Below are 14571 nucleotides of genomic sequence, written 5' to 3'. Positions count from 1 at the left end.
GGAGTACAGCCATGAGCTTATCAGAAACCGCAACTCAGGCGCCGCAATCGGCGAATGTACTGCTGGAGGTAAACGATCTTCGTGTTACGTTCGCTACGCCTGATGGTGATGTGACGGCGGTCAACGATCTGAACTTTACGCTTCGCGCTGGAGAAACGTTAGGTATTGTTGGCGAGTCTGGATCGGGGAAATCGCAAACGGCGTTCGCATTAATGGGACTGCTGGCGACGAATGGTCGAATCGGCGGTTCCGCGACCTTTAACGGACGTGAAATTCTTAATCTACCTGAGCGCGAACTGAATACGCTGCGCGCAGAACAGATTTCGATGATTTTTCAGGACCCGATGACCTCGCTAAATCCTTATATGCGCGTTGGGGAGCAGTTAATGGAAGTCCTGATGCTGCATAAAGGGATGAGCAAAGCGGAAGCTTTTGAAGAGTCCGTCAGAATGCTGGATGCCGTAAAAATGCCGGAAGCGCGCAAACGGATGAAAATGTATCCGCACGAATTTTCCGGCGGAATGCGTCAACGTGTGATGATTGCGATGGCGCTGTTGTGCAGGCCGAAACTGCTTATTGCCGATGAGCCTACCACCGCGCTTGATGTTACCGTGCAGGCGCAGATTATGACCTTGCTTAATGAGCTAAAGCGCGAATTTAATACCGCCATTATCATGATTACCCACGATCTGGGCGTGGTCGCGGGTATTTGCGATAAGGTCCTGGTAATGTATGCCGGGCGTACCATGGAATACGGTAAGGCGCGCGATGTCTTTTATCAGCCCGTTCATCCGTATTCGATAGGCCTGCTTAATGCGGTGCCGCGTCTGGATAGCGAGGGGGCGGAAATGCTGACGATTCCGGGCAATCCTCCCAATTTATTGCGTTTGCCTAAAGGTTGTCCATTCCAGCCGCGTTGTCCTCATGCGATGGAGATCTGCAATAATGCGCCGCCACTTGAAGCGTTCAGTCCTGGTCGCTTGCGCGCCTGTTTTAAACCGGTGGAGGAACTGCTATGAATGCTGTGATTGAACAACGTAAAGTTCTCCTCGAAATCGCCGATCTAAAAGTACATTTTGATATCAAAGAAGGGAAGCAGTGGTTCTGGCAACCGCCGAAAACTCTGAAAGCGGTGGACGGCGTTACGCTACGCCTGTATGAAGGCGAAACGCTGGGCGTGGTGGGGGAATCCGGCTGCGGCAAGTCGACGTTTGCGCGCGCCATTATTGGTCTGGTGAAGGCGACAGACGGTAAAGTCGCCTGGCTGGGAAAAGATCTGCTGGGCATGAAAGCGGATGAGTGGCGCGAGGTGCGCAGCGATATCCAGATGATTTTCCAGGACCCGCTGGCGTCACTCAACCCGCGAATGACGATTGGCGAAATTATCGCTGAACCGCTGCGCACTTATCATCCTAAACTTTCGCGCCAGGACGTGCGTGACCGCGTGAAAGCCATGATGCTGAAAGTGGGGCTGCTGCCGAATCTCATTAACCGTTATCCCCATGAATTTTCCGGGGGGCAGTGCCAGCGCATCGGTATCGCCCGGGCGTTGATCCTGGAACCTAAGCTTATTATTTGCGATGAGCCGGTGTCGGCGCTGGACGTTTCTATTCAGGCGCAGGTGGTGAATTTGCTCCAGCAGTTACAGCGAGAGATGGGGCTGTCGTTGATTTTTATTGCGCACGATCTGGCGGTCGTAAAGCACATATCCGATCGTGTCCTGGTGATGTATCTCGGTCATGCGGTAGAATTGGGCACCTATGATGAGGTGTACCATAACCCACTGCATCCTTATACCAAAGCGCTGATGTCGGCGGTACCGATTCCCGATCCCGATCTGGAGCGAAATAAGAAGATACAATTGCTGGAGGGCGAATTACCTTCGCCCATTAACCCGCCTTCCGGCTGCGTGTTCCGTACACGCTGTCCGCTAGCCGGGCCAGAATGCGCGCAAACGCGACCGGTGCTGGAAGGGAGTTTTCGCCATGCCGTTTCCTGCCTTAAAGTAGACCCGTTATAATCGCAAGGGCTGACAATTCGTCAGCCCTTCTTTTAGGTGAGGTTACCGTGTCACTTTCTTTGTCGTCGGTTCGCCGTCGTCTTTATCATAATCTGTTCGATTTGACTACGCGCTCAGGTCGCCGTTTTGAAGGGTTATGCGCGCTGTTTGCGCTGCTTAGCGTACTGGTCATTTTTGTTGAATCAGGCGTAGGAACGGAATATCACCTGACATTTGATGAATGGCATATTTTTGTCTGGCTGGAGCTCTGCGTTACCCTGATATTTACCGGTGAATACTTGCTCAGACTGTTTAGCTGGCCCGACCCGACAAAATACGTTTTTAGTTTTTGGGGATTTATTGATCTGGTGACGATTTTGCCGCTGTACGTCATGTGGCTGTGGCCGGAAATTAGCCTGAACTATATGTTTGCCTGGCGTGCTATGCGAGCGATTCGCGTGCTGCGTATTCTTAAACTGCTACGCTTTATGCCATCTCTGCGCGTATTCTGGAGCGCCATTATTAGCGCGCGTCATCAGCTTATTCTGTTCTATTCATTTATTGCGATCGTGATGATTATTTTCGGTGCCCTGATGTATCTTATTGAAGGACCGAAATATGGCTTCACGACGCTTAATGCCTCGGTGTATTGGGCGATAGTGACAGTCACAACCGTGGGGTATGGTGATATTACGCCGCATACGCCGCTGGGACGTATTGTCGCGTCGGTGCTTATTTTGATTGGTTATTCGGTGATTGCGATTCCTACAGGACTGATTACCACGCACATGAGCAGCGCGTTTCAAAAACGTCACTGGCAGCGAAAATGTCCGCAGTGCCAGCAAAGCCAGCATGAACATAGCGCGCAATATTGTAACCGATGCGGCAGTAAGCTACCGGATTAAACAGGCTTGCCGGAGGGCGCAATCAAACGCCATCCGGCCTGAACCGCTTATTCGCGCCAGAGAATATGGCACAGCTTGTGGTCCTTTTCCCGGCACAGCAGAACGCGGGCGAAAATGTCGTTAATTTCGCCGTCTTCGGTATCCGCCAGGCCAATCACCACCTCGGCAAAAAAGTCTGGATTCAGGTCAAAATCGACGTGCTCTTGCCAGTCTTCAGCGGGATCAAACAACTCCGCGCCACCGCGCTCCTCGAATTGCAAATTGAACAGAATGATATCAGCCGGATCAAGATTATCCGCCGCCAGCTCAAGAAAAATATCGTAAGCCTGCTCAAGCGTTTCGTCTTCAGTCAGGCGATTGTTCAGATCCATTTCCATAGTGACTACCTGTTTACTCATGTTGGTCACGTTTTACAGCAATGGACTAAAGAAGTAAAACAATCGCTCGGTAATACGCTGCCATAACGGACGTTTTACCCACAAACGCGCATCTAACAGGCGGGAGCGCGAAATATAATCGTCCTGTACCGCAGCCAGATCGGCGCCGAAACCCGTATCATCAATGACCAGCGTAATCTCGAAATTAAGCCACAGGCTACGCATGTCGAGATTCACGGTACCGACCAGGCTCAGTTCGCCATCGACCAGCACGCTTTTGGTATGCAACAGCCCGCCTTCGAACTGATAGATTTTCACGCCCGCCGCCAGTAACTCGCTGAAAAAGGCGCGACTGGCCCAGCCGACGAGCAGTGAATCATTTTTACGCGGCAGGATAATACTGACATCCACGCCGCGCTGCGCAGCGGTACAAATGGCGTGCAGCAGATCGTCGCTGGGGACGAAATATGGCGTGGTCATAATTAAATATTCGCGCGCAGCATAGGTGGCGGTTAATAGTGCCTGGTGAATGAGATCCTCCGGAAAACCAGGACCGGAAGCAATGGTATGAATGGTATGCCCGCTGGCCTGCTCAAACGGCATAATATTCACATCCGGCGGGGGAGGCAGAATGCGTTTACCCGTCTCAATTTCCCAATCGCAGGAGTAAACAATCCCCATTGCTGTCGCCACGGGGCCCTCCATCCGCGCCATTAAATCGACCCATTGCCCAACGCCGGCATCCTGTTTGAAAAAACGCGGGTCCACCATATTCATACTGCCGGTATAGGCGATGTAATTGTCAATCATCACCATTTTACGGTGCTGGCGAAGATCCATACGGCGTAAAAAGACGCGCATCAGATTCACCTTCAGCGCCTCTACGACTTCAATGCCAGCGTTACGCATCATGGCCGCCCAGGGGCTGCGGAAGAAAGCGACGCTACCCGCGGAATCCAGCATAAGCCGGCAGTGGATGCCGCGGCGGGCGGCGGCCATTAACGATTCAGCGACCTGATCCGCCATGCCGCCTGGCTGCCAGATGTAAAATACCATTTCGATATTATGCCGCGCCAGTTGGATATCGCGAATAAGCGCCTGCATGACATCATCGGAGTCGGTAAGCAATTGCAACTGGTTGCCTTTGACGCCCGCAATCCCCTGACGTCGTTCGCACAGCTTAAACAAGGACGATGCGACGCTACTGTTTTCTTGCGCGAAAATGTGTTTGCAGGCTTTGAGGTCATTCAACCATTTGGCGGTAGACGGCCACATGGCGCGGGCACGCTCGGCGCGACGTTTGCCTAAATGCAATTCGCCCACGGACAAATAGGCGATGATCCCGACCAGCGGAAGGATATAGATGATTAATAACCAGGCCATTGCGGAGGGAACTGCGCGCCGTTTCATTAGAATACGTAATGTGACGCCGGCAATGAGAACCCAGTATCCCAAAATGACCAGCCAACTCACCACGGTGTAGAAGGTTGTCATAACTTTAAAAATCCTTTAGAAAGCGTGTTGTTAAGAGTTTACGCGTCAGGATTCACATGGCAAATAAAAACACGGGAAAAGCGCTGGTCTGCATCCGGCGAGGGGGTATAATGGCGCTTCTGTTACAGTGAGAGTCGTAAACATGAAGCGTAGTAGAACGGAAGTGGGGCGCTGGCGAATGCTACGTCAGGCGAGCCGCCGTAAAGCGCGTTGGCTTGAAGGGCAATCACGCCGTAATATGCGTATCCATACCATCAGGAAATGCATCTTTAATCGTCAGCGTAATTCATTACTCTTTGCGATTCACGGTGTGTGAGCCAGAAAGGGCACCGTATGCGGTGCCCAACAGGCCATCCTTTTCAAAAGATCTTCTTATATGGTTTGACCGAAACCTGCGCATAGACGCCCGCTGCGACGTAGGGGTCCGCATCAGCCCAGGATTGCGCCGCTTCTAAAGATTCAAATTCAGCAATCACCGTTGACCCGGTAAATCCGGCTACCCCAGGATCGTTACTGTCCACTGCGGGCATCGGCCCGGCAGTTAATAATCGCCCTTCATCATGTAGAAGTTGCAGGCGCGCCAGATGCGCGGGCCGTACCGAGAGGCGTTTTTCAAGCGAGTTGGCATTATCCTGAGCGTAAATAACATACAGCACGGGTAGAGCTCCTTAATCGGCAAAAGTTGCTGATTACGTTATTGGAAAGGGCATTTAACTGCAATGTAAAGATACCGACTTTGTTAAACATGCACATTTTGTGTGGTGTTTTTGTGCGATATCATCTTTTAAATGCCGCTATCGGCAATGCCTTATTGAATATGATTGCTATTTGCATTTAAAATTCAGCTCTGGTTTTTCAACTGAAACGATTATGACTTCAATGACCCTTGATTTACCTCGTCGCTTTCCCTGGCCGACACTCCTTTCCGTAGGCATTCATGGTGCTGTAGTGGCAGGTTTGCTCTATACCTCGGTACATCAGGTTATTGAATTGCCTGCGCCAGCGCAGCCTATCACGGTGACAATGGTTTCACCCGCTGACCTGGAGCCGCCCCAGGCGGTTCAGCCGCCGCCGGAGCCAGTGGTTGAACCCGAACCGGAGCCAGAGCCGATCCCTGAACCGCCTAAAGAAGCGCCCGTGGTGATTGAGAAACCCAAACCTAAGCCAAAACCCAAGCCAAAACCGAAACCGGTGAAAAAGGTTGAAGAGCAGCCGAAGCGCGAAGTCAAACCGGCCGAGCCGCGTCCTGCCTCACCGTTTGAAAATAGCGCCCCGGCGCGGCCAACAAGCAGCACCGCGTCGGCGACCAGCAAGCCGGCGGTGAGCGTGCCCACTGGGCCTCGCGCTCTGAGCCGTAACCAGCCGCAGTATCCGGCGCGAGCACAGGCGTTACGTATTGAAGGCCGCGTAAAGGTGAAGTTTGACGTGACCTCTGCTGGGCGAGTGGAAAATGTACAGATTCTGTCCGCGCAGCCGGCCAATATGTTTGAGCGTGAAGTTAAGAATGCGATGCGCAAATGGCGCTATGAAGCAGGCAAGCCGGGTTCCGGGCTGGTGGTCAATATTATCTTCCGTCTGAACGGTACGGCGCAGATTGAGTAATCTCTGGCGCCGCCAGTAGGAATATACCATCACCTGCTGGCGGCGTAAGTATGTTACCTGACGGGCATACTTAACCCTGAACCGGGAGCGGGCGAGGTTTACCGTCCGGATCGACGGCAACATAAATAAACAGCGCCTCGGTGGCCTTGTAGCGCTGTCCAATCGGTTCTGACGCGACTTTTTTCACCCAGACTTCAATATTGATGCTAATAGACGTCGTACCGCGTTTAACGCAGCGCGCGTAGCAGCATACGACATCGCCAACCGCGACGGGGCGCAGAAATGTCATTCCTTCCACGCGTACGGTTACAACCCGACCGTGCGCGATCTCTTTGGCCAGTATCGCGCCGCCAATATCCATTTGCGACATCAGCCAGCCGCCAAAAATATCGCCGTTCGCATTGGTATCGGCAGGCATGGCCAATGTACGTAAAACCAGCTCGCCCTGAGGAGTATTATCCATTGTTGTCATTGTAAAACCGACTATCAGAAAAAATTACAGCCGCGATGCTACTATGAATTTTGTGTGGAGAATAGAGGGAATAAAGGTACTGACGGGAAAGCGCAGGGCGTAAAGGTGGAGAAAATATCGCCAGGCGTTCGCAGTCTGGCGATGATAAGTCACGGGAGGGTTATGATTTATCTTCCTGTGGCAGATGCCGGTAGATATAGACGCCGCTCAGCAGGGTAAAAATGAGCGTCAGCGCCGTGAGTCCAAAGACCTTAAAGTTGACCCAGATATTTTGCGGCAACCAGAAGGCGATATAAATGTTAGCCAGACCGCACGCAATAAAAAACAGCGCCCACGCCAGGTTCAGCTTTGACCAGACCTGCTGCGGCAACGCCAGTTCTTTACCTAACATACGTTGGATTAACGGTTTTTTCATCACCCACTGGCTTATTAACAGCGCGCCGGCGAACAGCGCATAAATAACCGTCACCTTCCATTTAATAAATTCATCGTTATGGAAGAAGAGCGTCAGACCGCCGAAGACGGCAACCAGAACAAAGGTAATCAGCGCCATCTTCTCTATTTTCCGATAACGCACCCAGCTATAAATCAGCACGATTGCCGTCGCGACAATCAGTGCGGAGGTCGCCGCATAGATGTCATAAAGTTTATAAAACGCAAAAAAGACAACCAGCGGTAAAAAATCCAGAAACTGCTTCATTCTTCGATTCCATCATCAACGAGCGTCGAATGCGCCGCGTAACGGCGCATTGCGGATTATTGGCGAATCAACATATACAGGCGGAATAAGTAGATAAGCAATACTGCGGAAATCAGATTGCTCAACGTATTCGCCAGTACAGCGCCTACATTTGGGGTCAGTACAGCGAAGCTGGGCGCGAACAGCAATAGCAATGTTTTAGCCAGTAACCAGCCTATCACCGCAGGCGCGACCAGTCTCATGTTAGCCCAGGCCAAACGCATACTGCTGCGCATTGCGGCAAACACGCCCATTTTCTCTTCAACCAACATCACTGGCGCAAGCGCCAGCACAATGGCCATAATAATCCCCGGAACGACAATCAGCATTATACCGATTTGCACTAACAGGGTAGTCAGAAAAATAAGAATAAACAGTTTAGGCAATGCAGGGGCGCTGGCGCCGATAGCGCGCAGCGCGCTAACCCGATGTCCCGCTGAAACTAATTGAATCATCAGGATGATACCGCCGGCCAGAATAGCGTTGCCGATAAGCCCGGAAAACGTCGAGGCGGCAGAGGCGCGCAACAGGATCTGCTGCTGCTCCGGCGTCATATTTTGTACCAGCTCAAACAGGCCAGCGCTGCCTGCCAGATGTTCTCCTTCACTGAGTTGCGCGATTTGCGCATCGCTGGGTGAAAAGGCATGACCTAAGACCACCGTGATAAATGCGCACAGCAACGAAACCAGCAAGATAGTAATAAATTGATTTCGGAAAAAATTTCCGGCGTCACGGTAAACGGACTTCGCCGTGATAGACATGCACTCTCCTTGAGTTTTGCAGGTGTTAATTTGCGGGCAATTGTACCCTGGATAACTCTACAGTGGCAGCATCAGCAGTTGTATGGAAAAGCATATCTTTGTAAAGCGGCGGTAATCCGTATCGCGCGCGGGCGCGATTGCACGCCTCATTCACTTCGCCTCCTTCGCCCGATATCGAAAATTCGCGACAGGTTGAAGGGCGGTTTTCATAAATAGCGCAACTGACGTTTTCACCCGGCGTGCCAATTAGCGCTTTACAGTGCGGCTGTTTTTGGTTGGTACCGGCCATACAACGTAAAAAAGGGGTAACGGGCTCGGTTAATGACGCCGGAACGCGTCCGCTGGCATCGTCGCCTTCAGCCCAATAAAAGGAGACACGAAAATAGGCACAACAGGCACCGCATGTCATGCATGGGTTAAGAACGCTCATGATTCACCTGCAAAAAACTCACGTATCAATAGATTACAACGGAAATTAATCTGTCCCGCAGTGTTCGCGAATCTTAACGCCACGCGCCATTGCGGGACATTGATTACCTTAGCCAGCCTTTATCGCCAGGGCAACAGAGCAGACAAATATTTGCATAACGTGAATATGTCAAAATTGATCTGAATTCCTATAACCAGGATTTTCAATACAAGTTCTAAATTAATCTGGATCAATAAATGTTAAATTATAAGAACAAATGTGATCTGTGTTAGATCACTTATTACTTCATTGTGGGTATATTCATCACGCTTTTATAACCATAACGATGGAGCGGGTATGAAAAAATTTACAGTGGCGGCACTGGCGTTAACAACTCTTCTCTCAGGCAGCGCGTTCGCGCACGAAGCCGGAGAATTCTTTATGCGTGCAGGTCCGGCAACCGTCAGACCTACAGAAGGGGCGGGTGGTACGCTGGGGCATTTAAACGGGTTTGATGTGAGTAATAACACGCAACTCGGCCTGACATTCACTTACATGGCGACGGACAATATCGGGGTTGAATTGCTGGCGGCCACGCCGTTCCGCCATAAGGTGGGTACGGGCGCGACGGGCGATATCGCCACGGTCCACCTGTTACCGCCAACGTTAATGGCGCAGTGGTACTTCGGCGATTCCAGCAGCAAAGTGCGTCCTTATGTCGGCGTAGGGGTGAACTACACCACCTTCTTCGATAACGACTTTAACGATAATGGTAAAAATGCCGGGCTGTCCGATCTGAGCTTTAAGGATTCCTGGGGCGCGGCAGGGCAAGTTGGGGTAGATTACCTGATTAACCGCGACTGGTTAATTGGCGCCTCTGTCTGGTACATGGATATTGATACTACCGCCAATTATAAAATGGGCGGTGTGCAGCAGCATGACAGCGTGCGTCTGGACCCATGGGTATTTATGTTCTCGGCAGGCTATCGTTTCTAATCGCATGATGTTGTGACGAAAAAAGACCCCGCCAGGCGGGGTCAAAAAAGGACATGACACACGGATTTTACTTGTCGGAACTCACTTGTCTTCTTTCGGTTCGCCGCAGCCTAGTTCTGCGCCAGTGAGAGGATCAACGGTGGGGTCCGATTTCGTTCTTTCTGCCATCGCTTTGAGCAGCGCCAACTGCTCGCGCGGCAATTTCACTGTCGCCAGGCCATCGCCGCCATCAACAGCAGGCATCGGTTCTGCGACATAGTTGAAGTTCTCATCGCTATTCCAGCTACCTCGCGGATCGTCGCCTTGCGACATGTTGTAGTACACGTCGGTATACTGTTCTACTGGCGGTAATTTACCCGGCGGGAAGTTGTTACGAATCGAATACAGCGCCTTTTCAAAAGAGAGCTGGTGCGCGACTTCACGGGTCATTAAGAAACTGAGCGTGTCTTTTACGCCAGGATCGTCGGTCAGATTAATCAGGCGTTCATAAATGATCTTCGCTCGCGCCTCTGCCGCGATGTTTGAGCGTAGATCGGCTGTGACTTCGCCGATAGTATCAATATAAGCCGCGGTCCACGGTACGCCGCCGGAGTTTGTCAACGCAGGGCCGCCGCCATACAGCAGAGAGGTGATATGGCTGTCATTACCATTCTGCGTCAGCGAGCGATAAAGTTCCGCTTCGCTTTCGGTGCCTTCCGCCAGCTCGCCTTTAGCGCCTTTATTAAGCATTCCTACCAGTGAGCCGATAATTTCCAGATGACTCAGCTCCTCGGTGGCGATGTCCATTAACATCTCTCTACGACCGGCATCATCATCGCTTAAACCTTGCGTGAAGTAGCGGCAGGCGGCCGCCAGTTCGCCCTGCGGGCCGCCAAACTGTTCCAGCAGCAGGTTCGCTAATCCAGGATTAGGTTCGCTCACTCGCACAGTATATTGAAGTTGTTTTACGTGTCGAAACATATTGCCTCCTGCTTATTATTTATTTTTTGGCTTCAACGCCATCTGCTTCAGATCGCAGTAAAAATTGTTCCGTTGTCTGCGGAATATGTTTGATAAGCCAGTCAGCCATTTGCATTTCTTCTTTCAGAATGGCTTCAATCGTCGGAATTGAGGCAGTGTCGCCAGCTTTTTTTGCCGCCGCCAGCAGGGAGGTATAACAAGCAATTTCGAACTGCTCGAAAACATAACCGCTAATTGAGCCTTTGACAATTTCATCGGAAGGGAACATGCCACCGATAGATTGCCCCATTGCTGCCATTTTACTCATGGAGTCTTTCAACACCGAACGAGAAATGCCATTACGGTCCAATACTTCTTCGAGCATGGTAATTTGATGTTTGGTTTCACTAATATGTTGTTCAATTCTGGCTTTTATATCAGGATAATTTTCAATACGGCTGGCCATAGATTCAAGCATCGATTCTGCCTGTTTTTCCATGGCATGGGCGTCACGAAGCCAGTCATGATAATGTTCAGTATAATTCATTTTACATTCCTCAATGCGTGATAATCTGCTCCGATAATAAAATCGGAATCATGCAAGCTGATAATTAAAAATATTATTTCGATTTGCGTTCAGCACTTTTATTAACATTGCTGACTGCTAAATCGGTAAGTTTTAAATCAGTTTGTTTTTCCTCGTCGAGGGTTTCTTTGAGCAGTTTTAATGCTTTGCTATAGCCGAGCTGCTCGGCCAGGGTGGCAAGCGTGCCGTAGCTGGCGATTTCGTAATGCTCGACTTTTTGCGCCGCGGCGATAAGCGCTGCATCGCGTACTTCGTTTTTCTCCGTACTTTCGATGACTTCATTGGCTTCTTCAATCAGCCCTTCCATAGCGACGCATTTCATTCTTTTCAGTTTAATGCCAGATTCAGATTCGACGATCTGATCAATACGTTCAATCTGACCCTGGGTTTCTTCAAGATGAGATTGAAAGGCCTGGCTTAATTTTTCATTGGACGTGGCTCTGGCTAGTTTAGAAAGAGCCTTGGTTAATTGTTTTTCTGCACTATAGGTATCTGAAAGTAGATGGATAAAAAGGTCTTCAACGGTTTTAATATTCATAAATCTAATTCTCCTGGGCAAAATACTGCGAGCCAGAAGACTCGCAGATTGCTTGATAAAAGCATGTGTTATATTTACATTACAGTAAATCAGGAATTATCGGATTTACGTCCGCCGTGACTATTCTGACCACCTTTTTTACCGGCTTCAGAAGCTCGTTGCGGATCGTTTTTGAAATTCCCGCCGCTATGCTGACCGCCTTTGCGGCCCGCTTCAGATGCTTTTTCACGATTCTCGGCGAAATTTCCTGAACCACCACGATGTTCGGCCATATTATTTCTCCTGTCTCGTTGCTTGCTGAAAAAAACGGTTTTAACCGTGTCGACACCCTATTAAAATTAGTTGGTTAAACCGATTAGTCAAATTGACGGAAATAGTTGTGATTTACCGCGTAAATAACGCACAAAAAATGGTTTAGGGATAATATATTCTATATTTTCTTTTAGAATAAGCGATTTAACAGAAAATGCTTTGCATTGCTATTAATAACAAGCGTCACTATCTGCGGCCATAGAAACGTTAATGCATTGTTTATTGACATTTCTTTACATAAAGGCGGGGGAAATTGACGTGAAAACGCTAAATTTTTCGGCGTGATTAGGAGTTTTCTTAGCAAAAATTGACTTCAGACTTTTTGAAAGCTGGACAGGGAATAACACCAAAAAGATTGATGATGTACGCCTGAATCGTGATTCTGGTTCGGCGCCAACCTCTCATTAAGCCGCCAGCGTTATGCTGACGGCTTAACCCGTTATGCGCGGCTGGCGGCTTTCATCGCTGAGACAAAGGACCTGAGCTCCGCCAACATCTGTTCGGGAGACGCGTGGTTTTTCTCGATAATGTTGACAATGGCTGAGCCGGAGATAGCGCCAGCCGCCCCGGCACGCACGGCCGCAGACACCTGTTCCGGCGAGGAGATACCGAAGCCCTGTAACGCAGGCGCGGCGTGGTACTCTTTAAGCTTCTCAATGAGATGATGCAACGGCAATGCGCCACGGTTTTCCGCGCCGGTGACGCCCGAACGCGAAAGCAGGTAGGTGTAACCGCGGCCGTAAGATGCGACCTGGCGCAGAAGATCGTCATCCGCATTTGGCGGGCAGATGAAGATCGGCGCGATATTATGCCGTAACGCCGCCTGGCGGAAGGGGGCCGATTCTTCAACCGGGACATCTGCGACCAGCACGGAATCTACGCCAACCTGTTCACAACGGGCATAGAACGCATCTATGCCGTTATTGAACACCAGATTCGCGTACATTAGCAGGCCAATCGGAATGGTCGGGTGTTTTTCACGAATCAGCGCCAGCATTTCAAAACACTGAGCCGGCGTGACGCCAGCGGCGAAGGCGCGTAAGTTCGCATTCTGGATAGTAGGGCCATCGGCCAGCGGATCGGAGAAGGGAACCCCCAGTTCCAGAGCGTCGGCGCCAGCGTCAATCAGTGTGTCGATAATTTTCAGTGACTGTTCAATGCCAGGGTCGCCCAGAGTCACGAAGGGGACAAAAGCGCCTTCCCGGCGATCGTTGAGCTGTGCAAATAAATTTTCGTAGCGTTCCATCAGATTTCCCCTCGCGCTTTCAGGATATCGTGTACGGTAAAGATGTCTTTATCTCCGCGGCCAGAGAGATTGACCACCAGCAGTTGCTCTTTTTCCGGCTGCTCGCGCATCATTTTCAGAGCGTGCGCCAACGCGTGGGAGGATTCCAGCGCCGGGATAATTCCCTCATGGCGGCACAACGTTTTGAAGGCTTCCAGCGCCTCATCATCGGTAATGGAGACATAATCCGCGCGTCCGATGCTGTTCAGGTACGCATGTTGCGGCCCAACGGACGGGAAATCGAGCCCGGCGGAAATGGAATAGGACTCTTCAATTTGCCCGTCCGCTGTTTGCATCATCGGCGCTTTCATCCCGAAATAGATGCCAACGCGACCATGTTTAAGCGGCGCGCCATGCTCGCCGGTTTCAATACCGTGACCGCCAGGTTCAACGCCTATTAGCCCGACGCTGGTATCATTAATAAAATCCGCAAACATCCCGATAGCGTTTGAGCCGCCACCGACGCAAGCGATAACGGCATCTGGCAGACGGCCCTCTTTGTCGAGGATTTGCGCTTTCGTCTCTTCGCCAATCATGCGTTGGAACTCGCGAACGATGGTGGGATAGGGATGCGGTCCCGCTGCCGTGCCGAGCATATAGTGCGCGGTTTCGTAACTACCGGACCAGTCGCGCAGCGCCTCGTTACAGGCATCTTTTAGCGTAGCGGAGCCGCTATGAACCGGGATGACCTCAGCGCCCATCAGACGCATACGGAAGACGTTCGGCGACTGGCGCTCAACGTCTTTAGCGCCCATATAGATACGGCATTTCAGACCCAGCAGGGCGCTGGCGAGCGCAGAGGCGACGCCGTGCTGACCGGCGCCGGTTTCAGCGATAATCTCGCTTTTACCCATCCGTTTGGCCAGCAGCGCCTGACCCAGTACCTGATTGGTTTTGTGCGCGCCGCCGTGCAGTAAATCTTCGCGCTTTAAATACAACGTGGTACGCGTACCGGCGGTAATGTTCTGGCATTTCGTCAGCGCGGTGGGGCGTCCCGCGTAGTTTTTTAGCAGATCGGCGAATTGCGCCTGAAATTCAGGATCTTTTTGCGCGCTGACGAAGGCCTCTTCAAGCTGGTTCAGCGCAGGCATCAGGATCTGCGGCACATACATGCCGCCGAATTCACCAAAGTAGGGGTTGAGAAGTGTTGTCATGTT

General features: G+C 51.1%; 19 protein-coding genes. 6 read left to right on the top strand and 13 right to left on the bottom strand.

Annotated features, from left to right (window positions below):
* Positions 1-11: 11 nt before the first annotated feature.
* Genes OLG56_RS12010 through OLG56_RS12000 form a run of 3 tightly spaced genes read left to right on the top strand, consistent with a single transcriptional unit; the run spans position 12 to position 2904 of the window.
* A complete protein-coding gene (locus tag OLG56_RS12010) occupies positions 12-1019 on the top strand; it encodes an ABC transporter ATP-binding protein (protein ID WP_000058861.1) in 1008 nt (335 codons plus the stop codon).
* On the top strand, positions 1016-2020 hold the full coding sequence (gene oppF, locus OLG56_RS12005) for a murein tripeptide/oligopeptide ABC transporter ATP-binding protein OppF (RefSeq protein ID WP_000994698.1): 1005 nt from the start codon (positions 1016-1018) through the stop codon (positions 2018-2020). The genes OLG56_RS12010 and oppF overlap by 4 nt, the downstream gene beginning before the upstream one ends.
* A gap of 47 nt (positions 2021-2067) precedes the next feature.
* Entirely contained in the window at positions 2068-2904 is an 837-nt protein-coding gene (locus tag OLG56_RS12000) for an ion transporter (RefSeq protein WP_000059073.1), read from the top strand.
* 47 nt (positions 2905-2951) lie between these two features.
* Here OLG56_RS12000 and OLG56_RS11995 read toward each other — a convergent pair whose 3' ends face one another.
* Positions 2952-3281: an HI1450 family dsDNA-mimic protein gene (locus tag OLG56_RS11995; RefSeq protein ID WP_000425070.1), complete on the bottom strand. Its 330-nt coding sequence runs from the start codon at positions 3279-3281 to the stop codon at positions 2952-2954.
* Positions 3282-3314: 33 nt separating this feature from the next.
* Positions 3315-4775: a cardiolipin synthase gene (cls, locus tag OLG56_RS11990; protein WP_000206886.1), complete on the bottom strand. Its 1461-nt coding sequence runs from the start codon at positions 4773-4775 to the stop codon at positions 3315-3317.
* 142 nt (positions 4776-4917) lie between these two features.
* Here cls and OLG56_RS11985 point away from each other — a divergent pair, with 142 nt between their 5' ends.
* Positions 4918-5091, top strand: coding sequence for a YciY family protein (locus OLG56_RS11985; RefSeq protein WP_001531561.1), 174 nt, complete (start codon positions 4918-4920; stop codon positions 5089-5091).
* A 43-nt stretch (positions 5092-5134) separates the two neighbouring features.
* Here OLG56_RS11985 and OLG56_RS11980 read toward each other — a convergent pair whose 3' ends face one another.
* Positions 5135-5431 (bottom strand): YciI family protein, encoded by a 297-nt coding sequence (locus OLG56_RS11980; protein ID WP_000967605.1) that lies wholly within the window; start codon positions 5429-5431, stop codon positions 5135-5137.
* Positions 5432-5654: 223 nt separating this feature from the next.
* Here OLG56_RS11980 and tonB point away from each other — a divergent pair, with 223 nt between their 5' ends.
* Positions 5655-6377, top strand: coding sequence for a TonB system transport protein TonB (gene tonB, locus OLG56_RS11975; RefSeq protein ID WP_023137495.1), 723 nt, complete (start codon positions 5655-5657; stop codon positions 6375-6377).
* 70 nt (positions 6378-6447) lie between these two features.
* Here the strand turns inward: tonB and yciA are convergent, their stop codons facing one another.
* From yciA to OLG56_RS11955, 4 genes are all read right to left on the bottom strand, one after another.
* The gene (gene yciA / locus OLG56_RS11970; protein WP_000210317.1) at positions 6448-6849 is read right to left on the bottom strand and encodes an acyl-CoA thioester hydrolase YciA; all 402 of its coding nucleotides are present in this window, start codon (positions 6847-6849) and stop codon (positions 6448-6450) included.
* Positions 6850-7009: 160 nt separating this feature from the next.
* Complete coding sequence (locus OLG56_RS11965) at positions 7010-7549, bottom strand: septation protein A (RefSeq protein ID WP_000808682.1); 540 nt, start codon at positions 7547-7549, stop codon at positions 7010-7012.
* Between the two features lie 56 nt (positions 7550-7605).
* On the bottom strand, positions 7606-8349 hold the full coding sequence (locus OLG56_RS11960) for a YciC family protein (protein WP_000028507.1): 744 nt from the start codon (positions 8347-8349) through the stop codon (positions 7606-7608).
* Positions 8350-8374: 25 nt separating this feature from the next.
* The gene (locus OLG56_RS11955) at positions 8375-8779 is read right to left on the bottom strand and encodes a YkgJ family cysteine cluster protein (protein ID WP_000114955.1); all 405 of its coding nucleotides are present in this window, start codon (positions 8777-8779) and stop codon (positions 8375-8377) included.
* Positions 8780-9115: 336 nt separating this feature from the next.
* Between OLG56_RS11955 and ompW the strand changes: the two genes are divergently transcribed.
* Positions 9116-9754, top strand: coding sequence for an outer membrane protein OmpW (gene ompW, locus OLG56_RS11950; RefSeq protein WP_000714800.1), 639 nt, complete (start codon positions 9116-9118; stop codon positions 9752-9754).
* 81 nt (positions 9755-9835) lie between these two features.
* On the opposite strand, the gene OLG56_RS11945 is transcribed toward ompW, so the two are convergent.
* The 6 genes from OLG56_RS11945 to trpB form a co-directional block, all read right to left on the bottom strand.
* Positions 9836-10714, bottom strand: a complete 879-nt coding sequence (locus OLG56_RS11945) for a manganese catalase family protein (protein WP_000488353.1) — start codon at positions 10712-10714, stop codon at positions 9836-9838.
* A 19-nt stretch (positions 10715-10733) separates the two neighbouring features.
* Positions 10734-11240 (bottom strand): ferritin-like domain-containing protein, encoded by a 507-nt coding sequence (locus tag OLG56_RS11940; protein WP_001109977.1) that lies wholly within the window; start codon positions 11238-11240, stop codon positions 10734-10736.
* Positions 11241-11313: 73 nt separating this feature from the next.
* Positions 11314-11817, bottom strand: a complete 504-nt coding sequence (locus tag OLG56_RS11935; protein ID WP_001022826.1) for a YciE/YciF ferroxidase family protein — start codon at positions 11815-11817, stop codon at positions 11314-11316.
* Between the two features lie 89 nt (positions 11818-11906).
* Positions 11907-12089, bottom strand: a complete 183-nt coding sequence (locus OLG56_RS11930) for a con-10 family general stress protein (RefSeq protein ID WP_000807657.1) — start codon at positions 12087-12089, stop codon at positions 11907-11909.
* Positions 12090-12568: 479 nt separating this feature from the next.
* Complete coding sequence (trpA, locus tag OLG56_RS11925; RefSeq protein ID WP_000443031.1) at positions 12569-13375, bottom strand: tryptophan synthase subunit alpha; 807 nt, start codon at positions 13373-13375, stop codon at positions 12569-12571.
* Positions 13375-14568: a tryptophan synthase subunit beta gene (gene trpB / locus OLG56_RS11920; protein ID WP_000209485.1), complete on the bottom strand. Its 1194-nt coding sequence runs from the start codon at positions 14566-14568 to the stop codon at positions 13375-13377. Before trpB ends, trpA begins: the two co-directional genes overlap by 1 nt.
* Positions 14569-14571 lie beyond the last annotated feature (3 nt).

The sequence above is a fragment of the Salmonella sp. 2018103 genome (assembly GCF_026247685.1).
Taxonomy (GTDB): domain Bacteria; phylum Pseudomonadota; class Gammaproteobacteria; order Enterobacterales; family Enterobacteriaceae; genus Salmonella; species Salmonella enterica.
The sequence above is the reverse complement of the archived record's forward strand: the minus strand, read 5'-3'. Positions and strand labels throughout refer to the sequence as shown.